Origin of the sequence: Leptolyngbya sp. FACHB-1624 (genome assembly GCF_047649235.1) — a bacterium.
Classification (GTDB): Bacteria; Cyanobacteriota; Cyanobacteriia; order Leptolyngbyales; family Leptolyngbyaceae; genus Leptolyngbya; species Leptolyngbya boryana.
Genome location: NZ_CP180258.1, coordinates 2,264,739 through 2,291,169 on the forward strand (window position 1 = coordinate 2,264,739; position 26,431 = coordinate 2,291,169).

The window sequence follows — 26,431 nt, forward strand, 5'->3', positions numbered from 1 at the left end:
CAAGCAAATGTAGAGTTTACTGAGGTCGATGCACCGAAGCTGAAACTTTTGCGATCGCATTCCCCGCGATCCAACCCGTCGTCCAAGCGCTCTGAAAATTAAAGCCACCTGTTACCCCATCAATATCTAATACTTCGCCCGCAAAATAAAGCCCTGAGCAGCAACGACTCTCCATTGTTTTAAAGTTAATCTCTTTCAGATTCACTCCCCCGCAAGTCACAAATTCTTCCTTAAAGACTCCTTTGCCCGAAATCTGATAGCTACCCTGCATCAGTTCTTGAATCAATTGATTCAAAGTCTTATTCGAGAGTTCTGCCCAGCGTCGCTCTTTCTGAATGCCTACCGCTTCAGTTAGCCTTTCCCATAGTCGCCGTGGCAGCATGACCGGACAATTTGCCGCGATCGTTTTCTGAGGAATCTGATTCCTCACGGCTGTCAACTCTTGGCGTAACTGGTCTGGATTCTGCTTCGGCAACCAATTGATCGAAAATCTTGCTTGATAGCGAGCATCATGCAATTCCCGCGCTGCCCAAGCCGATAGTTTAAGCACGGCAGGCCCACTGACTCCCCAATGCGTGATCAGCAATGCTCCAGCCTGTTCAAACTTTGCTTCTCCAACTTGTAATCGCAACCGCACCGGATCAACTGAAACACCTGCAAGATCCGTCAAGCGATCGTCTCGAATGTTAAACGTAAACAATGATGGAACCGGATCAATCATTGAATGTCCAAGCGATCGTGCAAATTGATACCCATTTGGATTACTTCCAGTCGCGATCAGCACCCGATCCGCCGTTAACACTTGCTCAGACCGCAGCGTAATCAGGAACTGATCTTCTACTTTTGCAACTGCTTTAACCGGAGATTGCGTATAGATTTTTACTCCTAACTCGGCTGCTTGATTCAACAAGCAATCTGCGATCGTGCGAGCATCATCCGTAATCGGAAAAATCCGCCCATCTGTTTCTGTTTTGAGCTTCACATTGCGATCGGTAAACCACGCGATCGTATGTTTCGGCTGAAACTGTGAAAATGCCCCTCGCAGTGCCTTCCCCCCTCTTGGATAATGCTGCACAAGTAAGGCTGGCTCAAAGCAAGAATGCGTCACATTACAGCGACCACCTCCAGAGATGAGGACTTTTGACAAACAATTCTGTCCAGCTTCGAGCAAAGTCACCTCTGCTCCTGCCTGCGCTGCACAAATCGCCCCAAAAAATCCTGCAGCCCCACCGCCAATTACAACGACTTTCACAACTTTTACCCAATTAGAATCTTGATCTTAGCGAGATCTTTCGCGATTAAGATTTTAGAGGTAATTTGTTTATGATTTATGCAAACTCAACATCGCGAAAGCACGATCGCACGATTACGATCTCTAACCCATCTCCTAGACAATGCCCTACCAATTCCTGGAACAAAGTATCGCGTTGGCATCGATCCTTTGATTGGATTATTTCCAGGCGGAGGAGATGTCGCAATGTCACTCGTCTCAGTTTATATCGTTGTAGAAGCGGCGCGTTTGGGCATTCCCCGTGCTTCTCTTGCACGAATGATGTGGAATTTGATTTTAGATGCTCTTTTAGGCATCATTCCGATGGCAGGCGATTTTGTTGATCTTGCTTGGAAAGCGAATTCTAAAAATTTGGCTTTGATTGAAGCCCATTTAGCTCAATCCAGACAGCAAGAAAAAGCAGACTATCTATTTGTTGCTCTATTAGTTGTCGTCTTTTTATCGATCGTGCTTGCACTCAGCGGTTTAACAATCTTTCTGATCGGATCAATTTGGAATGCTATCTTCCGATAAAGGTGCAATAATGATGCGGCTGTTTTTAGATTGTCCCAATGCCACGCTCACCCAGACCTCTCACGCTTGATGCATTAGAACCCACTGAATTCAAGTTTGATCTTCCCGATCCAACGAATGATCACATTGAAGAACTTGAATTTCAGCAAAAAATTGATCAAGCCTGGCTCGTTTGCGATCGCTTCGATTTGCAAACTGATATTTGGCGTGGACGAATTCTCAGAGCCGTTCGCGAACACTACGTACAGCGAAGCTCATCTGAACAACTAAAACCTGGACGCAGCTTTTTAAACTGGTTAAGCGATCGCGAAATTAGTAAAACTCAAGCCTACAGGCTCATCGAGCTTGCAGATAGTGCAGATACTCTCTTAGAAGGCGGACATATTGAACCTGAAGACATCAATCACTTCAGCAAACAAGCCTTTGTAGAAACAGCGCAAGCAGAACCAGAAGTTCAGCAGCTTGTCAGCGATGCCGTCAAACGAGGAGATCGCATTACTCGTCGAGAAGTCCGACAGCTCTCAGATGACTGGACAGCGATGAGTTCAGACTTATTACCTGAAGAGATTCGCGAAAAAGTTGTCGATCAAACTATCCCGACTCGGTATGTTGCACCTTTAGTGAAACATTTAGAAAAGCTCCCTGAAGCCCATCAATCATCAATCCGCCAAGCGATCGCGGAACAGCCAGATCTCGACACCTTAAAGCAAGCTACTGGAGAAGCCAGATCTTTGTCTCGCTATCTTGAAGCAGCCCCACAAGTTCAAGCATTAAACGACGAATCGATCGACATTGAAAATGCTTTAGATGAAGCAATGCGACTCGGTTGTTTGAATTCTGCCGCAGAACTCGTAAATCAAGCTGCACAATTAGAAACTGCGATCGTCAAACTCTACACAACTTGGAAACGAGTTAATTCTCTATCTGGGAAGCTCTACGAAGATACAGGCGCTAGCACCCCCCATCTAAGAGCAATGTTGAAATCTTTAGAACGGCTCTCAAGTGATTCACTAGAGTTTTACTTCGGTGATCCAAGAGGCGATAATTTCTCCCATACGATTCGCGTGAAGCTAGAGGACGATCGCGAAACCAGTATCGACTAACAACTCCGCAACACACGAGCTATCCAAAAAATAATTTGAGTGCGACTTAACGATTTTTCGATCGCACTCAAATGAATGCATATTGAAGAAACAAGAATTTTTTTGAAGACCTAAGTCAAAAAGCTCTCTAAACAAAACGTTAGAGAGCTTTCTTTCTAATGATACCCTGGCGGTTAGCTATTTTGACAGGAGGCTACCCTCCAACTATCGTCGCCGCAAATGCGTTTCACCACTCAGTTCGGGATGGATGAGTGTGGGTCCACATCGCCATCACCACCAGGAAACTCGTTGAGTCTGGCTCAAATTCACCAGAACCCAGAAGGCTGCATAGTTTTTGATGTCAGTTTTGAATGTAGAAATCTCAAACACCAAGGCTTAGATTCAATCTGATTCAAGAGGTCAAGCCCTCGGTCTATTAGTACTCCTCGGCTGCATACATTACTGCACTTCCACCTAGAGCCTATCAACGCGTGTTCTCCGCGTGACCTTACTGGTTTAACACCATGAGAGTACTCATCTTGAGGTGGGCTTCCCACTTAGATGCTTTCAGCGGTTATCCACTCCGCACTTGGCTACCCAGCGTTTACCGTTGGCACGATAACTGGTACACCAGCGGTGCGTTCTTCCCGGTCCTCTCGTACTAAGGAAGACTCCTCTCAATACTCTTGCGCCTGCACCGGATATGGACCGAACTGTCTCACGACGTTCTGAACCCAGCTCACGTACCGCTTTAATGGGCGAACAGCCCAACCCTTGGGACGTACTACCGCCCCAGGTTGCGATGAGCCGACATCGAGGTGCCAAACCTCCCCGTCGATGTGAACTCTTGGGGGAGATCAGCCTGTTATCCCTAGAGTAACTTTTATCCGTTTAGCGACGGCCTTTCCACGCAGCGCCGTCGGATCACTAAAGCCGACTTTCGTCCCTGCTCGACATGTTCGTCTCACAGTCAAGCTCTCTTGTGCTTTTACACTCTACGGCTGATTTCCAACCAGCCTGAGAGAACCTTTGCGCGCCTCCGTTACCATTTAGGAGGCGACCGCCCCAGTCAAACTGCCCACCTGAAACTGTTCCCTCCCCGGATTACGGGCGAAGGTTAGAATTCTAGCCTTAACAGAGTGGTATCTCACCGTTGGCTCCTCAATCCCCACAAGGATTGAATCATAGCCTCCCACCTATCCTGCGCAGTTAAAGCCCGAACCCAATTCCAGGCTACAGTAAAGCTTCATAGGGTCTTTCTGTCCAGGTGCAGGTAGTCCGTATCTTCACAGACAATCCTATTTCGCCGAGCCTCTCTCCGAGACAGCGCCCAAATCGTTACGCCTTTCGTGCGGGTCGGAACTTACCCGACAAGGAATTTCGCTACCTTAGGACCGTTATAGTTACGGCCGCCGTTCACCGGGGCTTCAGTCGCTAGCTTCAGGACGAATCCCTGACCAACTTCTTTAACCTTCCGGCACTGGGCAGGCGTCAGCCCCCATACATCGTTTTGCAACTTAGCGGAGACCTGTGTTTTTGGTAAACAGTCGCTTGGGCCTCTTCACTGCGACCACCTCTCGGTGGCACCCCTTCTCCCGAAGTTACGGGGTCATTTTGCCGAGTTCCTTAGAGAGAGTTATCTCGCGCCCTTTAGTTTTCTCAACCATCCTACCTGTGTCGGTTTCGGGTACGGGTAATTTGAATTATCGTGATCCGGGATTTTCTTGGAAGCCTGACATCACACACTTCGAGTCCGTAGACTCTCGTACTCACACCTCAGCTCAAGTCGTTTCCGCCGACTCTCATCACCTCGAATGCTTGAACCCCTAACCAACATGGGGCTGTGTTAGCCTTCTCCGTCCCCCGTCACAATCCAAATTGAGTACTGGAATCTTCACCAGTTGTCCATCGACTACGTCTTTCGACCTCGCCTTAGGCCCCGACTCACCCTCCGCGGACGAGCCTTCCGGAGGAACCCTTAGGATTTCAGGGCATTGGATTCTCACCAATGTTTGCGCTACTCAAGCCGACATTCTCACTTCTGCTTCGTCCACACCTGCTTGCCGCTGATGCTTCTCACTACAACAGAACGCTCCCCTACCACTCACATAAATGCAAGTCCATAGCTTCGGTAAACACCTTAGCCCCGTTCATTTTCGGCGCAGGAACGCTTGACCAGTGAGCTATTACGCACTCTTTTAAGGATGGCTGCTTCTAGGCAAACCTCCTGGTTGTCTCTGCATTCCCACCTCCTTTATCACTGAGGTGTTATTTTGGGACCTTAGCTGATGGTCTGGGCTGTTTCCCTCTTGACGATGAAGCTTATCCCCCACCGTCTCACTGGCAATCTATTCATCTGGTATTCAGAGTTTGACTCGATTTGGTACCGGTCTCCCAGCCCGCACCGAATCAGTGCTTTACCCCCAGACTTAAACAATTACCGCTGCGCCTCAACACATTTCGGGGAGAACCAGCTAGCTCCCGGTTCGATTGGCATTTCACCCCTAACCACACCTCATCCGCTGATTTTTCAACATCAGTCGGTTCGGACCTCCACTTGGTGTTACCCAAGCTTCATCCTGGACATGGTTAGATCACCGGGGTTCGGGTCTATAAATACAGATATCGCGCCCTATTCAGACTCGGTTTCCCTTTGACTTCGGCATCTCCGCCTTAATCTACCTGTACCTATAAGTCGCCGGCTCATTCTTCAACAGGCACACGGTCAGACGTTCAATCGTCCTCCCATTGCTTGTAAGCAGATGGTTTCATGTTCTATTTCACTCCCCTCCCGGGGTTCTTTTCACCGTTCCCTCGCGGTACTAGTTCTCTATCGGTCACACAGGAGTATTTAGCCTTTCGAGGTGGTCCTCGATGATTCACACGGAATTTCACGTGCTCCATGCTACTCGGGATACAGCTAGCTCAGTTAAGTTTTCAACTACAGGACTTTCACCTTCTCTGGTGTAGCTTCTCACTACTTCGTTTAACCGCTCTGATACACGTTGCTGTCCCACAACCCCAGATGATAAATCACCTGGTTTAGGCTGTTTCCAGTTCGCTCGCCGCTACTACGGAAATCGCGTTTGCTTTCTCTTCCTCCAGCTACTAAGATGTTTCAATTCGCTGGGTTAGCTTGCTCTACCCTATGGATTCAGGTAGTCATGTTAAAGGTTGCCCTATTCGGAAATCTTCGGATCAATGCTTACTTCCAGCTCCCCGAAGCATATCGTCGGTCGTCACGTCCTTCATCGCCTCTGTGTGCCTAGGTATCCACCATCTGCCCTTTGTAGCTTGACCACTAATTATTTCAATCAGTTTTAGTCCTTTACATTGGTGTCTGTGTATCTCTACCTGACATCATTACTATGCAGTTTTCTTGGTTCTTGTACTGGATATAATCCAGCAGGCTCTCTACATCTCGCAGATGAGTTGCTGTCGCATATCCTCAATCGCTCAATTCAACAAAAAATTCAACAGAGTGATTCAATCAATCGGTTGGTGGAGGTTAGCGGACTCGAACCGCTGACATCCTGCTTGCAAAGCAGGCGCTCTACCAACTGAGCTAAACCCCCTTGTCTTAATGGAGTGGGCCATCCTGGACTCGAACCAGGGACCTCACCCTTATCAGGGGTGCGCTCTAACCACCTGAGCTAATAGCCCCCATCCCTGAACCGGGATAGTTTAGAAGCACATCGAAATTTATGGAAAGCTTCGAACGACCTAGTTGACCTTTCTCATCCTAGCTTTAGCTAAGTGAGAGGGTAGGTCTCCTTTTAAGGAGGTGATCCAGCCACACCTTCCGGTACGGCTACCTTGTTACGACTTCACCCCAGTCATCAGCCCCACCTTCGGCGTCCTCCTCTGCAAGCAGTTAGAGTAACGACTTCGGGCGTGACCAACTCCCATGGTGTGACGGGCGGTGTGTACAAGGCCCGGGAACGTATTCACCGCAGTATGCTGACCTGCGATTACTAGCGATTCCGCCTTCATGCAGGCGAGTTGCAGCCTGCAATCTGAACTGAGCGTCGGTTTATGAGATTGGCTCACCATCGCTGGCTGGCTGCTCTTTGTCCGACGCATTGTAGTACGTGTGTAGCCCAAGGCGTATGGGGCATGCTGACTTGACGTCATCCACACCTTCCTCCGGTTTGTCACCGGCAGTCTCTCTAGAGTGCCCAACTGAATGCTGGCAACTAAAAACGTGGGTTGCGCTCGTTGCGGGACTTAACCCAACATCTCACGACACGAGCTGACGACAGCCATGCACCACCTGTCTCTCGGCTCCCGAAGGCACCCCTAACTTTCATCAGGGTTCCGAGGATGTCAAGCCTTGGTAAGGTTCTTCGCGTTGCATCGAATTAAACCACATACTCCACCGCTTGTGCGGGCCCCCGTCAATTCCTTTGAGTTTCACACTTGCGTGCGTACTCCCCAGGCGGACAACTTAACGCGTTGGCTACGGCACGGCTCGGGTCGATACGAACCACGCCTAGTTGTCATCGTTTACGGCTAGGACTACAGGGGTATCTAATCCCTTTCGCTCCCCTAGCTTTCGTCCCTCAGTGTCAGTGCAGACCCAGTAACACGCTTTCGCCGCTGGTGTTCTTCCCAATATCTACGCATTTCACCGCTACACTGGGAATTCCTGTTACCCCTATCGCACTCTAGTTCATCAGTTTCCACTGCCCTTATGCGGTTAAGCCGCACGCTTTGACAGCAGACTTGATAAACCACCTACGGACGCTTTACGCCCAATAATTCCGGATAACGCTTGCATCCTCCGTATTACCGCGGCTGCTGGCACGGAGTTAGCCGATGCTGATTCATCAGGTACCGTCATCGATTCTTCCCTGATAAAAGAGGTTTACAACCCAAAAGCCGTCCTCCCTCACGCGGTATTGCTCCGTCAGGCTTTCGCCCATTGCGGAAAATTCCCCACTGCTGCCTCCCGTAGGAGTCTGGACCGTGTCTCAGTTCCAGTGTGCCTGGTCATCCTCTCAGACCAAGTACAGATCGTCGCCTTGGTGTGCCGTTACCACTCCAACTAGCTAATCTGACGCGAGCCAATCTCTAGACAATAAATCTTTCACCCTAAGGCACATTCGGTATTAGCAGTCGTTTCCAACTGTTGTCCCCAATCTAAAGGCATGTTCTCACGCGTTACTCACCCGTCCGCCACTATCTCCGAAGAGACCGTTCGACTTGCATGTGTTAAGCATACCGCCAGCGTTCATCCTGAGCCAGGATCAAACTCTCCATAGTATATAGAGTAAGCTTGTAGCTCAATTCAGTAATTTATCCGGTTATCCTTCCGGTCTCTAACAAAAGAGATATTTTTCTGACGAAGGCTTTCCTTTCTCTGGCTTCTAAACTATTCTGTTTTATAGGTTCAGTTCTGCGGTTCGGAGCCTCGCTTCAGCGCGCTTCCCTCACCGCTTTATTAATGTATCAAGCCTAATTGGGTTTGTCAACAAAGTCTTGCAAGTTTTTTGAGAGATTGGGAAAAATAGGGGATTAGCCTTAATTTGATAGACTTTCTAGAATTTTTGAGTAAAGGGTTTGGGTGAAAATTCGAGCAGTTTGTTTGTCGTTCTCTTGGCGATAGTCGTTTATGTAGAGAGGCGGATTGATTCGGATCGAAGCTTTTGCACCTGCTGAGGCGGTTGGGGAATAAAAAAGAGCGATCGGTAAAATTGGTACCCTTATTTCTCCGCTTGCCTCTGCTTGAAGGACTAATCGCGCTAATCCAGTCTTAAACTCGCGCAGGGGCTGGTCTCGCACAATTCCGCCTTCTGGGAAAATGACAAGTTTGTGTTTGGCTTGAAGAAGTTCGATCGCACATCGCAAACTGGAAACGCTAGGACGAGCAAGATTGACTGGGAAAGCTCCGAGGCGTTCGATCGCCCAGCCTTGGATTCCTGTAAATTGATTCGCGTTTGTCATGAATCGCAGGGGTTCTTGACTCAAGAGCGATAGAACTAAAGGATCCCATCGGCTGAAATGCTTAGAGGCAAGAATACAAGGTCCTTGCTGAGGAAGATTCTCTCGCCCTTGAATTTCGATCGAACTAAAGTACAGTCTGAGAAAAGTCCGATGAATTGGGAAGAGTGACCAGTAAAGCCAGGGTTTGACAGTAGCGGTGGTGGACACAATTTATCGATTTAGGGTGCGAACAGTGAGCAATTGGGGGGGCGTTGCATCGGGAGGATAGAGAAAATCGACTTCGACAGAGCGACGTTCCCCAGGCGAGAGCGTCAAAGTCAGAAGCGGATCACCTTTTTGACCTCGGCGTTGAACGAGATGGATAAATCGGGTTTGAGGGGTTGAGCGATCGTCTAAATAACGCAGCCGAATTGTACCGCGAAAGAAAATTTGAGGCGCAGGAGCCGTGAGGAAGACAACTTCATTCCTACTTCTATCTTGTTTGAGCGGAGTTTCGATCGAGACTTGAATCGTTTGAGCTTGACGCGTAGAATTTCGCAGGGGAAGGGTCAAACTGTAATGAATTCCATAATTTCCATTTGCAAGGTAGGCAGTATCGGGATAGCGCACCAGCATCGGAGCACTTTGAATCTGACCTGTTCCAAATGTGCCTCGTTCCAGCGTACTTAAACCATAAGAAAAGGCGCGACCGGGTTTGGGGATATTGAGAGAGTTCGAACGAGAATCATCTGTTATGTTGGTGCGCCATTCTGAACCTTTGGCAACACCAGCGACCCGACCATAAGTAATGTTAGTTGTTTTGGCGTTAGGAGGAGTGGGAGGAATATCTCTAGGTCCTGCAACTCCAGCATTCACTAGAAGATTTAGCCATTCTTCGATCGTCGGAACTCGCTCAGTTCGATTGGCGTTTAATGGCGCGAACATTGCTAGGGTGGCAACATAGACTGGTGCATTACTATTGAGACGCATTAACGTAGAGCGTCCGTTTGAAGTTGGAGTGACTGTACCTGCTGGAATTGGGAGATTCATCAGCATTTGTGCCTGTTTCGGCGGGATCATCATTCCCGTTGGAATACTGCCATTCCTGCGCCCACGAAGAATATCATTTACAACTCGGCTGCCCGGCCCGGCAAAGACTGTGCCTAGCGGATCTTCAACAGAGGCAGGGAGATCAACAAACAGAGCATCGGGGCGAGTGAGATAGCTGGCAGCTTGAGAGATATCAATTTGAACTGGGCGATCGTTGGGATTGTAAACCACGATGCCTTGGAAGAGCGATCGTGTTTGACTGGGATTGCTGGCTCTAGAAATATGATGGGCGAAGATATCAAATCTGCCGTTGAATGCGTAATTTAGATGAGCCGAGGGAACCCGCATTCCTGCAGATGGAAAAGTTGAAAGGAGAATCCCTTCTGTGAGAACAACTTCAGGACTATTGCTATTGAAAACCGGAACATCATCAAGTTTGCCAGGCAGGGGACGAATCTCTTGAGATTCAATGAATTCTTGATTGGGAATTCCCTCCTGAAATGGGAGAATTTCTTGGTTAGTCGGTTGTGGGGCAATCATCGGGGCGGGAGTGGGAACCCGTGGGGGAAGTTGGGCGAAGGAGGAGAAAAGCAGGCTCGAAAACATGGACTTGCTACCGACGAACTTAGAAACGTCAAAAATGCTACCCCTATATAGCCCCATTTCCGACAATCTTTGCCTTAATAAAGCATAGAAATTATCGCAGCCTTACAAAAGAACCTCCCAGAAGTATGGTGAAGCTTACCTCTAAAACGCGATCGCAGTCACAATCACAATCTCTAAAACTGTCATTAGGATTTTTTGTATTCGTGACTAGCGCTGATTTTGTCAGTACAGAAGTTTTTGCCCAACCGATCTTGCCGTTCAGTGCAGCCAAGAGTTTGGCACTTCCAAAAAACAGTGATTATTGTGAAGGGCGGCTCAAAGATGGTTGGCTCCAGGGCACGCATGTTTGCCAATTTCCCAGCGGAAATCGATTTCAGGGAAATTTTCAGCGGCACGATCGAGAGGGACAGGGGGTGTTCACCTATGCAGATGGCACACGCTGTGAGGGAAATTTTCAGAACAATCTGCTCAATGGTCGTGGGATGTGCCAGTTTGCGAGCGGAAATCGCTATGAAGGCGAGTTTCGACAGAATATTCGAGAGGGACAGGGGGTGTTTACCTATGCAGATGGCACGCGCTGTGAGGGAAATTTTCGCTCGAATTCGCTGAATGGATTTGGACGGTGTACGTTCTCCAGTGGAAATCGCTACGAAGGAGCATTTCGTGACAATGTGCGGCAAGGGCGTGGCGTTTTTATTTATGCAAATGGCACACGCTGCGAGGGGGAATTTCGGCAGAATGCGATGACTGGATTTGGAGTCTGTTTGTACCCAAATGGCGATCGCTATGAAGGCGAGTTTCAGAATAATCAGCGCAATGGACGTGGGGTTTATATTTTCTCAACTGGAGCGCGATCGCAAGGAGTTTGGCGAAATGGAAATTTACCACAGGTCAGACCATCTCAGCCTAGACCACAACCCCGACCCCAAACGCGACCAAACCGCCGCCCAACTCGATAAATATTGATTTTGCGGCGATCAATGTTCCAACATTTGGCGAAAGTAAGCGAAAATTTGAGAGGTTTTCACTTGAGGCAATCCCAATGGCATATCGCTTACTATTTGTGTGCTTAGGCAATATTTGTCGATCGCCCTCTGCCGAAAACATCATGAATCAACTGATCCGCCAAGCTGGATTAGAGTGTGAAATTACCTGTGATTCGGCAGGAACATCGAGTTATCACATTGGCAGCCCACCTGATCGCAGAATGAATGCTGCGGCGAAACTCAGAGGCATCGAACTTGTTGGACGTGCAAGACAATTTGAACGCGCGGATTTTGAAGAATTCAATTTGATTCTGGCAATGGACATCGATAATTTTGAAGCGATTCGATCGATCGATCCTGCTGGAACCTATCAAGACAAAGTTCGCTTGATGTGCGACTTCTGTACCGAGCATTCCTTAAGAGAAGTCCCTGATCCTTATTATGGTGGGACGGAAGGATTTAACTTTGTGATTGACCTGCTTTTAGATGCGTGTCAGGGATTGTTAGATTTTGTGATTCAAGAACAGAACTTAACACCTACGTCTGCACGGTAGATGAAGCGATCGTGATAGACTGAGAGCATTCAACACAATTCCGACCGAAATACCGGGAATAAATGCTTACGGCAGCTTGATTTGATTCAAGTGCCGAATTATTGTCTTTAGCCGATCCACCAATTGCAATGGTCATTTCTTCTACACCTCCCTCCGTCCGCAAACCCTCCAAAGTTGAAGGCATCAAAGAGCGTAGTAACTTCTTACGCGAACCCGTCGCTTCAGAATTGTTGCTGGACACGAACGCTTTTTCCGAAGACGGCATTCAACTGCTGAAATTTCACGGGTCTTATCAGCAAGATAATCGTGATAATCGCGTCAGAGGACAAGAAAAAGATTACTCGATGATGCTGAGAACTCGCTCTCCTGGCGGGTTTGTTCCCCCTGAGTTGTATTTGACCATCGATCGGTTATCAGATGAATATGGCAATCACACGATTCGGGTCACGACTCGCCAAGCGTTTCAACTACACGGCGTTTTGAAGAAGAATCTGAAAGCGACGATTAGCGCGATCGTCAAAAGTATGGGATCAACGCTGAGTGCTTGTGGTGACGTGAATCGAAACGTCATGTCTCCGCCTGCACCGTTTAAAAATCGCCCAGAGTATGAATATGCTCGGACGTATGCGAATAACATCGCTGATTTTCTCACGCCGCAATCAGGTGCGTATTACGAAGTTTGGTTAGATGGGGAAAAGGCGATTACGGGTGAAGAAGATCCGGAAGTCGTCGCAGCGCGGAAGCGGAACATTAACGGCTCCAATATTGAAAATTCGCCTGAGCCGATTTATGGAACGTACTATCTGCCTCGGAAGTTCAAAATTGCAGTGACAGTTCCCGGTGACAATTCTGTTGATTTGTTCTCGCAGGACATTTCTTTGGTTGTTTTGACGAATGATCAAGGTGAGTTAGAAGGCTTTAATGTCTATGCCGGAGGCGGGCTTGGGCGGACTCATGGCAAAGAAGAAACTTTTCCTCGCATCGCTGATCCCATTGGATATGTTGCCAAAGCAGATGTTTACGATTTGGTAAAAGCGATCGTTGCGACTCAGCGGGATTATGGCGATCGCTCTGATCGGCGTCATTCTCGGATGAAATACCTCGTTGAAGAATGGGGCGTTGAGAAATTCCGTTCTAAAGTTGAAGAATACTTTGGTAAAGCGATCGAGCCGTTCAAGCCTTTACCTGAATTCAAGTTTCTCAACTATCTGGGCTGGAATGAGCAAGGCGATGGAAAACTGTTCTATGGCATCTCGATTCAGAATGGTCGGATCAAAGATGAAAACGGTTTCCGGCTGAAATCAGCGCTCAAAAAGATTGTGACAAAGTTCAATCTGCCGATGTTACTGACACCGAGCCAGAATGTTCTGTTATATGACATTGAAAAGAGCGATCGCCAAAGAATCAATCGCATTCTGCGCGAACATGGGATCGAACGTCCTGATCAGATTGATCCTTTAGTTCGTGATTCTATGGCATGTCCTGCATTACCGACGTGTGGACTGGCAACCACGGAAGCTGAACGAGCGAGTTTACCAATTTTGACTCGAATTCGGTTATTGCTCGAAAAAGTAGGCTTACCGAATGAGTCATTTATCTTCCGCATGACAGGCTGCCCGAATGGCTGTGCGCGTCCGTATCTCGCAGAATTGGCACTGGTGGGAACGGGTCCAAATATGTACCAAGTTTGGCTAGGTGCGGCTCCCAATCAAACGAGATTGGCAAAGGTCTTCATCGAGAAGATGAATTTGGATGATTTAGAAGCGGTATTCGAGCCTGTGTTTACGTACTTTAAGAAAGAGCGGCAGGCAGGGGAAAGCTTTGGAGATTTCTGCGATCGTGTTGGTCTAGATGCGATTCATCAATTCACCGGAGTATAGCTTCAACGAGTGACTTCAACTCGGAAGACAAAAGGGGCGTTCATTACGCCCTTTTTTACTGACCTGAATCTAGGGCAATTCTAAACTCCGCCAAATATACCAACTCGCGATCGTACAATACGGGTTCCAAGCCTGTCCGACTTGCAAAACTGTCTTTTTATCTGGTAATTCTTCTAGCTGATAAATCCGCCGAATTCCCGCTCGAATCCCCAGATCATCAACAGGCAAGACATTCCAGCGATGCAGTCGAAAAATCAGAAGCATCTGAACAGTCCAACGTCCAATCCCTTTGACTTTAATCAGTGTTTGGATAATCGCTTCGTCTTCTAATTCTTCTAATTCTTCTAGCGTTGGCAATCCGGTTTGAATATTTTGTGCCAGATCCTTGAGATAAACAATTTTTTGGCGTGAAAATCCAACTCCTCGTAGCGTTTCATCTGGCGTTTCTAGAATTGCTTCTGCTGTAATGGCGCGATCGCGGTAAAGCTCAAGAAACCGATGATAAATTGCCGTTGCAGCTTTTGTTGATAGCTGTTGATAAACAATTGATCGCGCAAGTGAGTGCAACAAATCTCCTGATTGCTGAGTCAGTTTGCACTCTCCCACTTGATCAATGACTGTTCCCAGTCTCGGATCAGCAAGCTTTAAAGTTTGAATTGCGATCGCATAATCATTCATGCACGACAATGGCAGACTTAATCGCTCTGGAAACGGCTTTTCCATCTTTATCTACTTTGCCATAGAACGTTTGATCTTTGTAGATCAACAATGACGATGAACCCCCATCTAAGTTCAAGGCTTGTTCAACACCCAACCGTTGCAAAAATCCAGTCATGGCTTGTACAGACATCCCGGAATTTTGCGGTGCATCTGGCTTTTGGGCTGCCATAACTAAAATGACTGAACCATCTTTTAAGATCCCAATCGCACTTCTCGCATTGCGCTGCGTGACCCCAATCGAATCTCTTCCGACCATCTCATCGACAAAGCCCTCTTGTTTCGCGGTCAATCTGGGTAACAGTTGAGGACCAGCGCCAATGGCATCGATCAACTGACACCCCGACGGTGCGACTGCCGAACGAGCCGCGATCGCATATTGAATCTTCTCGCCGCATTTGTACTGTCGAAACTCCGATCGCTCTAGGATTTGAGGCAAATACGGCTGGAGATCGGGATTCTTCATTAAGCGATCATTGGTGTTGGGATCTGAAACAACTTTGCCGTTTTTCGTAATATAGGAAGTCGTTTTTTCATTTTTCGGGTCAAAGAACCCACCGTTTAGGGCTGCGATCGCATTCATCGATTTGCCAAATTGCTCGATCGGTTCCAACTTTGGAGAAAGCGCGATCGACACTTTAAATTGACTTTGAGGTGCGATCGTCACCGTATGAATTTCGCTATTAGGCAAAGAATAAACTTGATATCTAGGTACACCCTGAGTAACGCTTGCCGATGGAGATGCAAAGACGGTTGGTTGCTGGGTGGGAGCCACTTGAGAAGAAACAGAAACCTGAGAAGAAACGAGAGAGTGAACAAACCACAATCCTAAGCTACCGCAGCCAAATATTGCCAGACTTGCAAGCCACAGCCTTTTCACGATCGAACTCCTGATGATGTTGATGACCGAATAACACAAGCAATCTCTCTATTAGAACGCGAATTGGCAAAGACGAGCGAGAAACAGGTCATGACTCGCTCAAGATAGTACAAACATCCAAGAAACTACGGAAATGAATTGCGCCAAGTTTAACGAAGTTCAATCTTCGGATAGAGTTAGTCCGAGATTTTACGGCTCTAAAGCTATGACTGTAGGTAGACCGCTTTGCATATGCTCTCGATCTAGAATTATTTCACTATAAGTAAATCTGCAATTGAACTGAAAAGTTTATACGTCTGTAGGAGCAGCCAAAATGGAGAAGATTCGAGTTGTATTGATTGAAGATCATGATTTGACTCGCTTTGGGATTCGAGCACTTTTGAGAGAGCAAGGTATTGAACTTGTTGGCGAAGCGCGGGATGCTCGATCAGGGTTGAATCTGATTCGCTCAACTCAACCGGACGTTGCGATCGTCGATATCGGTTTGCCAGATATGACTGGCATCGAACTGACGCAGCAATTTAGAGCCGATGGAGAAGCTCCAAATACCAAAATCTTGATCATGACGATGCATGATGATGAAGAGATGGTGTTAGCTGCTTTTGCGGCAGGCGCAGATTCTTACTGCATGAAGGATATTACAGGCTCACGGTTATCTGAAGCGATTCACACAACTGCCTCTGGAAACGCCTGGATCGATCCCGCGATCGCGCGAATTGTCCTAAGTCAAGTCAAGCTGGCTCGACCGACTGAAGCGACCACGACAGTTACCATTAACAAACTTTCTTTTGAAGATAGCGGCATGATTTCTGAATATCCGCTAACGACTCGGGAGCTAGATGTACTGGAACTGATCGTAGATGGGCGAAGTAACGCTGAGATTGCAGAGAAGCTTTACATCACAATTGGAACGGTCAAAACTCACGTTCGCAACATTCTCAATAAACTCTGTGTGAATGATCGGACTCAGATTGCAGTTCGCGCACTGCGAGCAGGATTAGTGAAATAAAGCCTTAGAACTCCAAGCTTTTGCTAAGCTCGGAGTTCTCGCCATTAGGGAGCATCTCGATCGACAACTTCATCTTTGAGCGAAACGGCATGACTCGAAGGCGTAATCGGTCTACCTCGATACTTAGAATATACTTGCGTAAACTCAGCTCCAAACAGCAAAATCTGTGCTGAATAAAATACCCAAATCAATATCACAACCAGCGATCCAGCCGCTCCATAGGTCGAGCTAACACCGCTATTACCCAGGTAAAGACCGAGTAAGAACTTACCTAGATTGAACAATAAAGCTGTCACTGCCGCACCAACCCAAAGGTTCTTCCAAGGCACATGCACATCGGGCAAGAATCGATAGATTGAAGCAAAGAGCAGTGTAATAATCCCAAACGAAATCACAAAATTGAGGATTTGCCCAATCGCGATCGACCCCGGTAGAAATGCTCCAAAGTACGCGCTAATCCCGGCTAGAATTGCAGACAAGACTAACGAAACCAGCAATAAAAATCCAATCACTAAGACCATTGCAAACGAGAGAAACCGCGCTTGTAGAAAGCTTTTCACTGCCCGCCCTGGCTTCGGTTTTACTTCCCAAATTGTATTGAGTGCCGTTTGCAACTGTCCGAACACTCCAGAGGCTCCAAAAATTAGAACTACAATCCCGATAAAGGTTGCAACTCCTCCTCCTGCTCCAGGCTTACTGGCATTTTCGATCATCGATTGAATGAACTCTGCGCCATCTCTGCCCACTAAACCTTGAATCTGCCCAACAATTTCGCCTTGGGCTGCCTCTTGTCCATAAATTGCACCTGCAATTGCGATCGCAATGATCAACAGAGGCGCGATCGAAAACATCGTATAGTAAGCCAACGCCGCCGCTAACAAAGGAACATTATCTTCATTCCACTCTGTCACCGTATCTCGCAGCAAGCGCACAATCGTTTTGAATCGCATAGGAATAGACGTTTAGATATATCTATGTGCCAACTTATAGTAAGACAAAGATTCATTTCATCGCCCACAAGTACGAGTTTTGCGCAAATCCACCTTGAGACTGAGGAAGTTCTGTCAGCGCTCCTAACCTCAGAAAGGTACGACTGAATCTCCAGCCTGTTAAGTTAATCACATGGTTTTCAAAGAGTTAAATTACACGGAAGATAACTATGAATATTCTAGCTTGGATCATTTTGGGACTGTTGGCAGGTGCAATTGCAAAAGCAATTTATCCCGGTCGTCAAGGCGGTGGAATTCTGGGAACTTTGATTCTCGGTATCGTTGGTGCCTTTATTGGTGGAACGATCGCAACGCTGCTTGAAACTGGAACATTTGCTTTCGCTGCAACTAGCTTGAGCTTGACGGGCGTTTTCTTGGCAGTTTTGGGTGCAATTATTGCGCTCTTTATCTACTACAAGTTCGCAGGTCGCGCTTACTAAATCTCACTGACTAAATCTAAGGAGAAATCTGCTACCAAATATAAGGAGAAATTTGCTATGAGTCAGGATAGAACGATCTCAACCGATAGCCACGATCGCGCTCAAAGCGATGCCTATGATCCGCATATTATTCCAGCTGAAACGGCTGCTCGCAAGGAGCGCGAAGGTTCTCAGTTCAAGACCGTTCCAACCGAAGAACGTGAAGCTTCTGCTTCAACGGATGATCAAACAGATTCAAAAAGCATTGAAACAACAGGAGGCTACACTGTTGATCAAGAAGGCTTACTGAACAACTATGCGATCGAACCTGAGATGTACTATGAAGTTCCTGGTGATGCCCGTCAGGCTGAAGAGGAGCAACATCAGCAGCGAGTCGAAGAATATCGCGAAATCAATCAGGATGAAGAAGGTAAGCTGACGATGGAACACGATCAGCGTGGGCGAGGAACAGGGGCGATTTAGTCCAGCAAACGCTTTCTCTATAATTCCTAGCGATCGCGATCCTGTTTGAGTCGTCACTGCTAGAAAGGGTGGAGAGTAGGGAATTAGAGCATCACTCTAAACTCCCTACTCTTCACTCCTTACTTCACAACTGATTTGAAGCTGCTGAAGGCGTAATGATCACGCCTTTTTTCATAGCTCTTTTTTCAATTGAAAGAAGCTATATCCAGAAGGATAATCATCAACTTGAGCAAACATTTCATAGCCAAGCTTTTCATAAAACTCCTTGGCTTGAAAACTAAACGTATCGAGTAGCGCTTCGGTGCAGCCCCTGCGTTTCGCTTCCTGCTCTGCTAAATGCATCAATTGGCTTGCAAACCCTTGTCTCCGAATTGATTCTTCAACCCATAGCGCCTCAATCAATAGCCAATTCCAGCGAGTTAAACTCACTAAGCCTGCTTTGACTTTATCGCGATCGTCTAACAAGAAAATTTCAATTGGCAATCCTCGTAATGCACTTTGATCAAAGTAGCCATTCGCTGATGTCGTTTCAGGATTATATTGCCGCAACTTAGATCGCACATAGTTACGGTAGGAAGGATGCTCCTGAGTAAACAGTGCAAAATGATACGTGTCATTTCGCTCGATTAAAAGCGCTGGAATCTTCTTTCGCAGCGCAGCATCAAACGCTTGCACATGAGCTTCAATCCCCGTAATTGCCGTTCCCACAACAACTGCATATGCACCTAAATCGATCGCTTGTCTTGCAAGTTCCGGCGAATTGACTTTGCCCTCACAAATAACAGGTACATTTGATTTCTCAAGAATCTCAGCTAACAGATCAAAAGCTGGTGGTGAACAGCCTTCTGTCGCTGGCGTAAATCCGTACATGGTCGTGGCAATCATGTCTGCCCCAGCTTGAATCGCTGCGATCGCAGATTCCAAGCTATCAATATCCGCAACCACAAGCTTACCGAGTTCCTGATGAATCCTCTGGATCAAGATTTCAATGGGTTCAGGTCGATCGCGCAAGGTCGCATCGATCGCAATAAAATCGGCTCCAGCTTCTGCTAGTGCTTGAGCCTGTTCAAACCTAGGCGTGATATAAACTTCATATCCTGGAATCTTCTGCTTCCAGAGACCCAAGATTGGAGCCGAAATCCGCTGCCGGACAGCAGTAACTCGTTCTGGCGTATCAATCCGAACGGCAACTGCATTTTGGGCAACCACAGATTCTGCGATCGCAGCAATGATCGTCGGGTGATTTAGGGGTGAATCTGCGGGTGCTTGGCAAGATACGATTAGCCCAGATTCAAGGGGTTTTAGAAGTTGGGCGATATCGCGAGGCATAAATTGAATGACCACCTGTGAAGACATTACATCAATGTGAAGACATTACATCAAGACGTGGATATGGTTTTGTGATTACCCTGATTACAAACTACCTTGCATTGTGGAGGTATAATCGAAAACCGTCAACAAAGATAGACACTAGCGTATTAAACACTAAATTCATCTATCTTTGTGATGAAATCTGCGGTTTTTAATCGTCTATCCATTAAAATCGGCAAGCAGAATTCTAATTTGCGACTCCGGCTTACAGCTTGACTGAGCATTAAAATGCATCAGGCATCCAGGGAAGCGGACTCGAAAAGAGAGAGGTTGCAGTCTCGATCGCAGTTGCAGTTCCGTTCAGTTGGTATGAGCAAGCAAGTTGCTCTGCGGTTAACAATCCTGTGTATAGGGGAGAGAGTGCATTAATGCTGAGCTGTAGCTCACCTTTGCCCCCTGGGGTCAAGGTTCCTTTTCCTTTGGCAATACTCAGCGTAAATAAGCCATGATTGCTTGAAAATAGGGAATCGTGAACATTGAGATGGAGTTCAGTTTCGATTGAATTCGGATAGCTCCGCTGCTCTAGTGCTTGTTTAAGGTGCACAATCCGTAGCATCCATCGACTCAGCGATTTGATTTTAGCAGTTTGATCCGGCAGACATAAACTAAGAACATCAATAGGTGAGCTTTTCCATTCAATGCGATCGATTTGCGATCGATGATGTGATAAAAACGCCCAGAACTGCCGCATCGCAGCAGGTGACAGTAAAACCCAATCTTTGACAATCAACCGTCCTTGGTTTTGCTGAAAGGTAATATAGCCTTCTTCTCCAATTTGATAAGCATAGGTTGGAGATTTTGCATCAAAGCTATAGAGATTCGACCAAATGACAGAATTGCGATCGAGAAACCCTTGATTTCGTTGGGCTTGCTGGTTGTATAGTGTAGCAAACAGAGGAGAATCTAAACTTAACGATCGAACTGGCAATTCTTGCGAGTGAAGTTGAATGCTCGCCGTATCCACTTCCCAAATGCAAAAAGCTCCAGCTTGCTCATATCCGACTTTTCGGTACAAAGGTTGAGCCGCAGAAAATAAGACAGAGAGAGGCACTTCTCGATCATGCAGTTCTTGCAACGTCGATTTTAACAGCGCGATCGCACTACCCTGTCCTCGCCATTCTGGAGCAATGCCCACGGCTGCGACCCCAACCATTGGCAAGTTCACTCTGTTGTACCATTGCCCTAGATTGAGCAATCCCAATCCTCCAATCACGTCTTGACCTGCCAATAAAAGCCGAGTATTCTCGGCTCCAATTCGACTGAGATACGCAGGCTCATCTGAAAGGGGCGCATCAAAGCACTGCGACAAAATTCTGCCAAACCGTTTGAGATCGCTGAAATCTTCAGCAGGATGAAAAGTGAATTGCATTCGCTCAACCAAACAGGATGCAACCTTACTTTACCAATTTCAAGTTTCAGGGAAAATCAAACGACACTTGGCTTCAAGAAAAAACACACTCAAGCGATACTGCCCCGCTTTCGAGTTTCTTTGTAGGACGTGCCGACATTGCGCAATCCAGCTTTGATCATTTGTTGTTCAAGGAGGGCAAAGAATCGAGCGCGATCGCCACCTCGTACAACAGCCTGATTATGCGCTTCTGCTAGTGCTACTGGATATCCATATCCTTTCTGCACCTGACCCAATACTAAACTCAATGCAGATTGCAACATATCCTCATCGGCAGCGACCCAAGCGGGAACTTCCACCCGCGCAATTTCACTGCCAACATTCACATAGCAGAAATGAATGGCATGATCGCCATAAAACTCCTGAATTCGAGCCGAACTCTTCCATAAGGGGCTACGCTGTCCCGGTTCTAGCCTAATTGCCCACAAAGCTGCATCTTTAAGTGGATCGAGGACTTGGCAAGGCGCACGATCGACAACTTCACTACAATGTGTCATACAGTCCGGTGCTAAGTAAGGACAGCTTTGCAGTCTTAAGAAATTCAAAGCTTCTCCGCTGCGAGAAGCACTGATATAACCGACTAGCGGCACGGAAATCGCTCTTAATTGATCCCATGCGGCTAAGATGGGAGCCAAAATGCGATCGCGTGCTTCAGCAGGTAACTGTTCCAAAAACCAGTAGATCAAAGAACCATCTGTGAGCGCGAGTGTTGGGGCTTCCATTTCATCAGTTAGAGCTTGTGCTAACTCTGCTAGAATTTGCGCTTCTAAAGCAGTTCTTTGATAGCCCATCCACTCCTCGGTGCGAATTCCCCATTGCCTAGAAACATAGAGATCTTCAGGGCGATAAAAGACCTCAGGCAAGCTATCGAGTAAAGGCAACTTGCTTTGCCCATAGTGCAAAATGATCCGTCCCACATTGATCAAATAGCAATAAGCAATTTCATGATGACTGGGTGCAATTTGAGAACCATCAGTGGCAATCACCGTATGAGCAGCCGGAGGTGCAGCAATCTCAATGCGAGTGTCGAGGGATTCGAGTGGCATCGCTGCGGTGAAATTTAAGCGATCGCGCCATAGTTCTTGCATTTGCACGAGATCTGCTTGTCGCTCATTTGCTTGCGCCATTAGCAATTGTGCTCGATCGAGGCGTTGTCGAGTTGCCGTTGCTTCGAGGGTCAACTGTTGGCTAATGCCTTGCATTTGTTGAGCGAGTTTTGTCAGATCTAACATCTCAAAAAACAGATCACTTGCACTAGAAGCATAGCGTTTTTTTGAGATGCTGCATCCTACTGATTCAGACCAGCGATCGCTTCTAGAATAGAAACCAAGAACAGTTTGACTCAATTCATAGGAAGATCGCCGATGTACGGAGCCGATCCGAAAGACAAGCACCCGATGAAGGGATTTCCCCAAATCTGCTTCATTCAAAATACCGTTCAGAATCCAAATATCATCATTGGCGATTACACCTACTACGATGATCCAGAAGACTCTGAAAACTTTGAGCGCAATGTTCTCTACCACTTTGACTTTATTGGCGATCGCTTAATCATCGGTAAGTTCTGCGCCATTGCAACAGGAGTCAAGTTCATCATGAATGGCGCAAATCATAAGCTCTCTGGCTTCTCAACTTATCCGTTTAACATCTTTGGCAATGGATGGGAGACAGTCACACCAGTTCCTCAAGAGCTTCCATATAAAGGCGATACGGTGATTGGCAATGATGTTTGGTTGGGTTATGAAGCGATGATTATGCCAGGAGTTCAGATTGGAGATGGCGCGATCGTGGCTGCGAAATCGGTCGTCACGAAAGACGTTCCTGCTTATACGATCGTTGGAGGCAATCCCGCAAAACCAATTCGACAGCGATTCTCAGATGAAGTCGTGCAAGAGCTATTGTCGATCGCTTGGTGGAATTGGGATATCCAAAAAATTACTCGCAATCTAGACAAAATTGTTTCAGCCGATTTAGATGCCTTGAGAGCTTGTGGATAAGCTAACATCGGAATTGAGTTTTTCAGGACTAGCCCATGTCGATTATTGTTTCGCCAGCAGATCTTGAGTTTTTCCGCGAACAGCTTTCAGATCACCCGACTGCTTTAGCAGCTTTAGACGTGATTGAAGATTGCGACGGAGATCTTGAAGATGCAGCAATTGCTCTGGCGATCAAATCAGGACAGCTTCCTGAAGAAAATGAGCGCTGGATCGATGGATTGGCAAAGCGCTGGCGGCATATTCTCTGTGAGGCAGATATTAAAGAAAAGTTAGAAGATGGTTTGTCCGGCGAGTTGGTGGATACAATCGTGTCTCAAACTCAGCTACCCATGCGGCTTGCGGTTCCAGTTGCAATTTACGTCCTGAAAACAGGGGTTCAACCGTTTTGCCAGCCGATGGGAGAGAAGATTTTTTAAAACTCAGCTTCGTCAGTCAAGGTTTCGATGAGCAAATCTACCTGACGCTGACGCTCTGCCAGAAATGTTTCACACTGCCGCAAATACTCTACAGCCGTCGAAAACTCTTCAAACACAGCCGCTAATTCCAATTCGCCGGATTCAATTCGCGTCAAAATCTCCTCAACTCGTGCCACGGTCTGCTCATAGTTCCAAGTGTCCGTAGAGAGTTGATTCAATGTTTTAGAAGGGTTGAAGCGAGAAGAATTAGCCATTCGTCATTTGCAAGTGGGCTTTCCTTATTTATAGTTGTTCTGGATTTGGTTGGGCTGATGTATTCAATACACTATTGACGTACACCTCAATTTCTCCTTGTCCGAGTTGAATTGTCAAGTTATCTCCAATTTTTACATCTTTGGCAGATCGCACAATTCCTTTCGCAGAACGGACGACCGCATATCCTCGCTGCAAAACGGCTTGCGGATCAAGCGTTGTTAATTTTTCTTGAAGCATCTGACAATGCTGCGATGCGGATTGAAATCGTCTTTGCGTCGAATGAATTAATCGCTGCTGCAACCAGGATACGACTTGCATTTCCTGTTTTAATGCCCGATCGAGCTTCAAGCGAGACATACGATCGCGCAATCCCACCAATCGATCCTGAGCGATCATCATGTACCTCGCCATGGCTGAGCTTAATGCCTCAGATCGCTCTAAATGAATCTCATACAAATCCGCCAAACAAGGCACTGCCTGTTCTGCTGCCGCCGTGGGTGTATGTGCAAAAACATCAGCCGCTAAATCCGCCAACGACTCGTCTCTTTGATGCCCAATGCCCGCAATCACTGGAATTGAGCAGTTTGCGATCGCTCTCACCACATTTTCGTCATTAAAACAAGCCATATCTTCGATCGCACCGCCTCCTCGTGATAGAATTAGTACATCCGCTCTGCCATCTCGCTCCACTCGCCTGATCGCATTGACGATCGAGCTGGGAGCCTGATCACCTTGCACTAATGCAGGGGAAAACAGCACCCGAAGACCTGGATACCGTCGTTTGAGCGTTCTTTGAATGTCTCCCCAAGCGGCGGCTTGCGGTGAAGTCACCACCGCCACAGTTTGAGGATGAGATGGAATTGGGCGTTTGCGATCAACATCAAACAGCCCTTCTGCTTCTAGACGGTCTTTGAGTTGACGCGATCGCAAAGCACGCAGACCTTCCCCACCCGGAAGTGCCTGCCAGACCACCAACTGATAACTGCCCCGGTGCGGCTGTACATGCACCCGACCGAGCACAATCAACTGTTCTCCCGGCGCTGGGATCGTCGTCAACTTATGCAATTGACTACTCCAAACCACACACTGAATCACCGCCTTGGCCGCTGGATCTTGCAGCGTAAAAAACAAACCGCTGCGATATCGAGTTGCACTCGAAACCTCTCCGGTTAACCAAACCTGACGCAGTTGATCATCCTGCTCGATCAGCGATTGAATGTAAGCCGTTAAATCCGCCACAGATAGGGCGGAATCCGGAACCAATAAATTCGGCAGTTTCGAGGTCATACTCGTTACCCTAGAGAGAGCAATTCCAGATCTCCATGCTACAAATTTTGGGAATAAGATGATAGATCAAAGCGCATCGGGTACAATTGCCCCCTTGATCAAGTTTGGATTCATTCCCTCCCGTTTGCCCCACATATTTTTCACACCTACTTTCTGAGGCGCTAATGGCAAGTAAAACAACAACAACAGAAACGACCGATAAGCAAAAAGCCCTAAATCTCGTGCTCACCCAGATCGAGCGCAACTTCGGGAAAGGCAGTATTATGCGCCTAGGCGATGCCACCCGAATGAAAGTAGAAACGATTCCAACGGGAGCCTTGACGCTGGATTTGGCGCTCGGTGGCGGCTTGCCGAAAGGTCGAGTAATCGAGATTTACGGTCCTGAAAGTTCGGGTAAAACGACGCTGGCGCTTCATGCGGTCGCAGAAGTACAAAAATCGGGTGGGATTGCAGCTTATGTGGATGCTGAACACGCGCTCGATCCGAGCTATTCAGCCGCTTTGGGCGTCGATATTGCAAATCTCTTGATTTCTCAGCCGGATACAGGTGAATCGGCACTAGAAATTGTGGATCAGCTTGTGCGATCGACTGCCGTTGATGTGGTCGTCGTGGACTCGGTTGCAGCGTTGGTTCCTCGGGCTGAAATTGAAGGCGAGATGGGTGATTCGCACATGGGTCTGCAAGCCCGTTTGATGAGCCAAGCCTTACGGAAAATCACCGGAAACATCGGCAAATCGGGCTGTACGGTGATTTTTATTAACCAGTTGCGGCAAAAGATTGGCGTGACCTACGGTAGCCCAGAAACGACCACAGGCGGTCAAGCTCTGAAGTATTACGCTTCGGTACGACTGGATATTCGTCGAATTCAAACACTGAAGAAGGGAACCGAAGAGTTTGGAACCCGTGCGAAAGTGAAGGTGGCAAAAAACAAGGTTGCGCCTCCGTTCCGAATTGCGGAATTTGACATCATTTTTGGTAAGGGAATCTCTACGCTTGGATGTTTGGTCGATTTGGCGGAAGAGACCAATGTGATTGTCCGTAAAGGCGCATGGTATAGCTACAAGGGCGAGAATATCAGTCAAGGTCGAGATAATGCCATTAAGTATCTCGAAGAGCGTCCAGAGATTGCCAAAGAAGTTGAAGTGCAGGTGCGTGAGAAGCTAGAGATGGGCGCGCAGGTGTCAGCGAATTCAGTGGGTCAAGTGGATGAGCATGAGCTAATGGATGATGACGAAACCCTAGATGAAGAATAGGAATTTGGGCGATCGAGCCTAAACAGAGTGGTTGAAAAGTATCGACAGTTTCTTCGCTCC

22 protein-coding genes, 2 tRNA genes and 3 rRNA genes are annotated in these 26,431 nt (G+C 47.4%); 11 read left to right on the forward strand and 16 right to left on the reverse strand.

Features of this window, described 5'->3' with window-relative positions:
• Positions 1–16: 16 nt before the first annotated feature.
• Positions 17–1,252 carry an aminoacetone oxidase family FAD-binding enzyme gene (locus ACMUEV_RS10410; protein ID WP_190652641.1) on the reverse strand — a complete coding sequence of 412 codons (1,236 nt, stop codon included), beginning with the start codon at positions 1,250–1,252 and terminating at the stop codon, positions 17–19.
• 78 nt (positions 1,253–1,330) lie between these two features.
• Here ACMUEV_RS10410 and ACMUEV_RS10415 point away from each other — a divergent pair, with 78 nt between their 5' ends.
• The gene (locus ACMUEV_RS10415; RefSeq protein WP_190652640.1) at positions 1,331–1,804 is read left to right on the forward strand and encodes a DUF4112 domain-containing protein; all 474 of its coding nucleotides are present in this window, start codon (positions 1,331–1,333) and stop codon (positions 1,802–1,804) included.
• A 38-nt stretch (positions 1,805–1,842) separates the two neighbouring features.
• Complete coding sequence (locus ACMUEV_RS10420) at positions 1,843–2,907, forward strand: hypothetical protein (RefSeq protein ID WP_190652639.1); 1,065 nt, start codon at positions 1,843–1,845, stop codon at positions 2,905–2,907.
• 164 nt (positions 2,908–3,071) lie between these two features.
• On the opposite strand, the gene rrf is transcribed toward ACMUEV_RS10420, so the two are convergent.
• The 7 genes from rrf to ACMUEV_RS10455 form a co-directional block, all read right to left on the reverse strand.
• Positions 3,072–3,188, reverse strand: a 5S ribosomal RNA gene (rrf, locus tag ACMUEV_RS10425).
• Between the two features lie 114 nt (positions 3,189–3,302).
• Positions 3,303–6,186: ribosomal RNA gene (locus ACMUEV_RS10430) — 23S ribosomal RNA — on the reverse strand.
• A gap of 199 nt (positions 6,187–6,385) precedes the next feature.
• Positions 6,386–6,461: transfer RNA gene (locus tag ACMUEV_RS10435), tRNA-Ala, on the reverse strand.
• 14 nt (positions 6,462–6,475) lie between these two features.
• A tRNA-Ile gene (locus tag ACMUEV_RS10440) sits at positions 6,476–6,549 on the reverse strand.
• 114 nt (positions 6,550–6,663) lie between these two features.
• Positions 6,664–8,151: ribosomal RNA gene (locus ACMUEV_RS10445) — 16S ribosomal RNA — on the reverse strand.
• The 16S, 23S and 5S rRNA genes sit together here with 2 tRNA genes alongside, the layout of an rRNA operon.
• 258 nt (positions 8,152–8,409) lie before the next feature.
• Positions 8,410–9,039 carry a lysophospholipid acyltransferase family protein gene (locus tag ACMUEV_RS10450; protein ID WP_190653324.1) on the reverse strand — a complete coding sequence of 210 codons (630 nt, stop codon included), beginning with the start codon at positions 9,037–9,039 and terminating at the stop codon, positions 8,410–8,412.
• A 3-nt stretch (positions 9,040–9,042) separates the two neighbouring features.
• On the reverse strand, positions 9,043–10,467 hold the full coding sequence (locus ACMUEV_RS10455; RefSeq protein ID WP_017289156.1) for a DUF3370 domain-containing protein: 1,425 nt from the start codon (positions 10,465–10,467) through the stop codon (positions 9,043–9,045).
• Between the two features lie 203 nt (positions 10,468–10,670).
• Here ACMUEV_RS10455 and ACMUEV_RS10460 point away from each other — a divergent pair, with 203 nt between their 5' ends.
• The 3 genes from ACMUEV_RS10460 to sir all read left to right on the forward strand — a co-directional run bounded on the left by ACMUEV_RS10460 (position 10,671) and on the right by sir (position 13,887).
• Positions 10,671–11,426: an MORN repeat-containing protein gene (locus ACMUEV_RS10460; RefSeq protein WP_287455739.1), complete on the forward strand. Its 756-nt coding sequence runs from the start codon at positions 10,671–10,673 to the stop codon at positions 11,424–11,426.
• Positions 11,427–11,509: 83 nt separating this feature from the next.
• Positions 11,510–12,007 (forward strand): low molecular weight protein-tyrosine-phosphatase, encoded by a 498-nt coding sequence (locus ACMUEV_RS10465; RefSeq protein WP_190653322.1) that lies wholly within the window; start codon positions 11,510–11,512, stop codon positions 12,005–12,007.
• A 128-nt stretch (positions 12,008–12,135) separates the two neighbouring features.
• Entirely contained in the window at positions 12,136–13,887 is a 1,752-nt protein-coding gene (gene sir / locus ACMUEV_RS10470; protein ID WP_190653321.1) for a sulfite reductase, ferredoxin dependent, read from the forward strand.
• Positions 13,888–13,956: 69 nt separating this feature from the next.
• On the opposite strand, the gene ACMUEV_RS10475 is transcribed toward sir, so the two are convergent.
• A complete protein-coding gene (locus ACMUEV_RS10475; protein WP_197693252.1) occupies positions 13,957–14,610 on the reverse strand; it encodes a DNA-3-methyladenine glycosylase family protein in 654 nt (217 codons plus the stop codon).
• Positions 14,558–15,484: a phosphodiester glycosidase family protein gene (locus ACMUEV_RS10480; RefSeq protein WP_347277632.1), complete on the reverse strand. Its 927-nt coding sequence runs from the start codon at positions 15,482–15,484 to the stop codon at positions 14,558–14,560. The genes ACMUEV_RS10475 and ACMUEV_RS10480 overlap by 53 nt, the downstream gene beginning before the upstream one ends.
• A 313-nt stretch (positions 15,485–15,797) precedes the next feature.
• Between ACMUEV_RS10480 and ACMUEV_RS10485 the strand changes: the two genes are divergently transcribed.
• On the forward strand, positions 15,798–16,493 hold the full coding sequence (locus ACMUEV_RS10485) for a response regulator (RefSeq protein ID WP_190653320.1): 696 nt from the start codon (positions 15,798–15,800) through the stop codon (positions 16,491–16,493).
• Positions 16,494–16,537: 44 nt separating this feature from the next.
• On the opposite strand, the gene ACMUEV_RS10490 is transcribed toward ACMUEV_RS10485, so the two are convergent.
• Positions 16,538–17,443, reverse strand: coding sequence for a YihY/virulence factor BrkB family protein (locus ACMUEV_RS10490; protein ID WP_017289149.1), 906 nt, complete (start codon positions 17,441–17,443; stop codon positions 16,538–16,540).
• 209 nt (positions 17,444–17,652) lie between these two features.
• Between ACMUEV_RS10490 and ACMUEV_RS10495 the strand changes: the two genes are divergently transcribed.
• Together ACMUEV_RS10495 and ACMUEV_RS10500 are read left to right on the forward strand one after the other, a co-directional pair.
• The gene (locus tag ACMUEV_RS10495) at positions 17,653–17,922 is read left to right on the forward strand and encodes a GlsB/YeaQ/YmgE family stress response membrane protein (RefSeq protein WP_017289148.1); all 270 of its coding nucleotides are present in this window, start codon (positions 17,653–17,655) and stop codon (positions 17,920–17,922) included.
• 57 nt (positions 17,923–17,979) lie between these two features.
• Positions 17,980–18,384, forward strand: a complete 405-nt coding sequence (locus tag ACMUEV_RS10500) for a hypothetical protein (protein WP_017289147.1) — start codon at positions 17,980–17,982, stop codon at positions 18,382–18,384.
• 171 nt (positions 18,385–18,555) lie between these two features.
• Here the strand turns inward: ACMUEV_RS10500 and ACMUEV_RS10505 are convergent, their stop codons facing one another.
• From ACMUEV_RS10505 to ACMUEV_RS10515, 3 genes are all read right to left on the reverse strand, one after another.
• Complete coding sequence (locus ACMUEV_RS10505) at positions 18,556–19,740, reverse strand: putative N-acetylmannosamine-6-phosphate 2-epimerase (protein ID WP_190653319.1); 1,185 nt, start codon at positions 19,738–19,740, stop codon at positions 18,556–18,558.
• A 238-nt stretch (positions 19,741–19,978) separates the two neighbouring features.
• Entirely contained in the window at positions 19,979–21,124 is a 1,146-nt protein-coding gene (gene eis, locus ACMUEV_RS10510; RefSeq protein WP_190653318.1) for an enhanced intracellular survival protein Eis, read from the reverse strand.
• An 89-nt stretch (positions 21,125–21,213) separates the two neighbouring features.
• Positions 21,214–22,395, reverse strand: coding sequence for a DNA double-strand break repair nuclease NurA (locus ACMUEV_RS10515; protein WP_026148761.1), 1,182 nt, complete (start codon positions 22,393–22,395; stop codon positions 21,214–21,216).
• Between the two features lie 132 nt (positions 22,396–22,527).
• Here ACMUEV_RS10515 and ACMUEV_RS10520 point away from each other — a divergent pair, with 132 nt between their 5' ends.
• Together ACMUEV_RS10520 and ACMUEV_RS10525 are read left to right on the forward strand one after the other, a co-directional pair.
• Positions 22,528–23,160, forward strand: a complete 633-nt coding sequence (locus ACMUEV_RS10520) for a Vat family streptogramin A O-acetyltransferase (protein ID WP_190653317.1) — start codon at positions 22,528–22,530, stop codon at positions 23,158–23,160.
• Between the two features lie 35 nt (positions 23,161–23,195).
• Positions 23,196–23,576, forward strand: coding sequence for a hypothetical protein (locus ACMUEV_RS10525; RefSeq protein WP_190653316.1), 381 nt, complete (start codon positions 23,196–23,198; stop codon positions 23,574–23,576).
• Here the strand turns inward: ACMUEV_RS10525 and xseB are convergent.
• Positions 23,573–23,830, reverse strand: coding sequence for an exodeoxyribonuclease VII small subunit (xseB, locus tag ACMUEV_RS10530; RefSeq protein WP_017289141.1), 258 nt, complete (start codon positions 23,828–23,830; stop codon positions 23,573–23,575). The genes ACMUEV_RS10525 and xseB overlap by 4 nt on opposite strands.
• A 28-nt stretch (positions 23,831–23,858) precedes the next feature.
• The gene (gene xseA / locus ACMUEV_RS10535; RefSeq protein WP_190653315.1) at positions 23,859–25,118 is read right to left on the reverse strand and encodes an exodeoxyribonuclease VII large subunit; all 1,260 of its coding nucleotides are present in this window, start codon (positions 25,116–25,118) and stop codon (positions 23,859–23,861) included.
• 164 nt (positions 25,119–25,282) lie between these two features.
• Between xseA and recA the strand changes: the two genes are divergently transcribed.
• Complete coding sequence (recA, locus tag ACMUEV_RS10540; RefSeq protein WP_017289139.1) at positions 25,283–26,371, forward strand: recombinase RecA; 1,089 nt, start codon at positions 25,283–25,285, stop codon at positions 26,369–26,371.
• Positions 26,372–26,431 lie beyond the last annotated feature (60 nt).

Bases quoted from the DNA above. Each gene is read 5' to 3' on its own strand.
- xseB (WP_017289141.1), bottom strand. From the start codon at position 23,830: ATGGCTAATTCTTCTCGCTTCAACCCTTCTAAAACATTGAATCAACTC.
- sir (WP_190653321.1), top strand. From the start codon at position 12,136: ATGGTCATTTCTTCTACACCTCCCTCCGTCCGCAAACCCTCCAAAGTT.
- ACMUEV_RS10490 (WP_017289149.1), bottom strand. From the start codon at position 17,443: ATGCGATTCAAAACGATTGTGCGCTTGCTGCGAGATACGGTGACAGAG.
- ACMUEV_RS10500 (WP_017289147.1), top strand. From the start codon at position 17,980: ATGAGTCAGGATAGAACGATCTCAACCGATAGCCACGATCGCGCTCAA.
- ACMUEV_RS10415 (WP_190652640.1), top strand. From the start codon at position 1,331: ATGCAAACTCAACATCGCGAAAGCACGATCGCACGATTACGATCTCTA.
- ACMUEV_RS10505 (WP_190653319.1), bottom strand. From the start codon at position 19,740: ATGTCTTCACAGGTGGTCATTCAATTTATGCCTCGCGATATCGCCCAA.
- ACMUEV_RS10455 (WP_017289156.1), bottom strand. From the start codon at position 10,467: ATGTTTTCGAGCCTGCTTTTCTCCTCCTTCGCCCAACTTCCCCCACGG.
- ACMUEV_RS10525 (WP_190653316.1), top strand. From the start codon at position 23,196: ATGTCGATTATTGTTTCGCCAGCAGATCTTGAGTTTTTCCGCGAACAG.
- ACMUEV_RS10520 (WP_190653317.1), top strand. From the start codon at position 22,528: ATGTACGGAGCCGATCCGAAAGACAAGCACCCGATGAAGGGATTTCCC.
- eis (WP_190653318.1), bottom strand. From the start codon at position 21,124: ATGCAATTCACTTTTCATCCTGCTGAAGATTTCAGCGATCTCAAACGG.
- ACMUEV_RS10515 (WP_026148761.1), bottom strand. From the start codon at position 22,395: ATGTTAGATCTGACAAAACTCGCTCAACAAATGCAAGGCATTAGCCAA.
- ACMUEV_RS10495 (WP_017289148.1), top strand. From the start codon at position 17,653: ATGAATATTCTAGCTTGGATCATTTTGGGACTGTTGGCAGGTGCAATT.
- recA (WP_017289139.1), top strand. From the start codon at position 25,283: ATGGCAAGTAAAACAACAACAACAGAAACGACCGATAAGCAAAAAGCC.
- ACMUEV_RS10485 (WP_190653320.1), top strand. From the start codon at position 15,798: ATGGAGAAGATTCGAGTTGTATTGATTGAAGATCATGATTTGACTCGC.
- xseA (WP_190653315.1), bottom strand. From the start codon at position 25,118: ATGACCTCGAAACTGCCGAATTTATTGGTTCCGGATTCCGCCCTATCT.
- ACMUEV_RS10475 (WP_197693252.1), bottom strand. From the start codon at position 14,610: ATGGAAAAGCCGTTTCCAGAGCGATTAAGTCTGCCATTGTCGTGCATG.
- ACMUEV_RS10465 (WP_190653322.1), top strand. From the start codon at position 11,510: ATGGCATATCGCTTACTATTTGTGTGCTTAGGCAATATTTGTCGATCG.
- ACMUEV_RS10420 (WP_190652639.1), top strand. From the start codon at position 1,843: ATGCCACGCTCACCCAGACCTCTCACGCTTGATGCATTAGAACCCACT.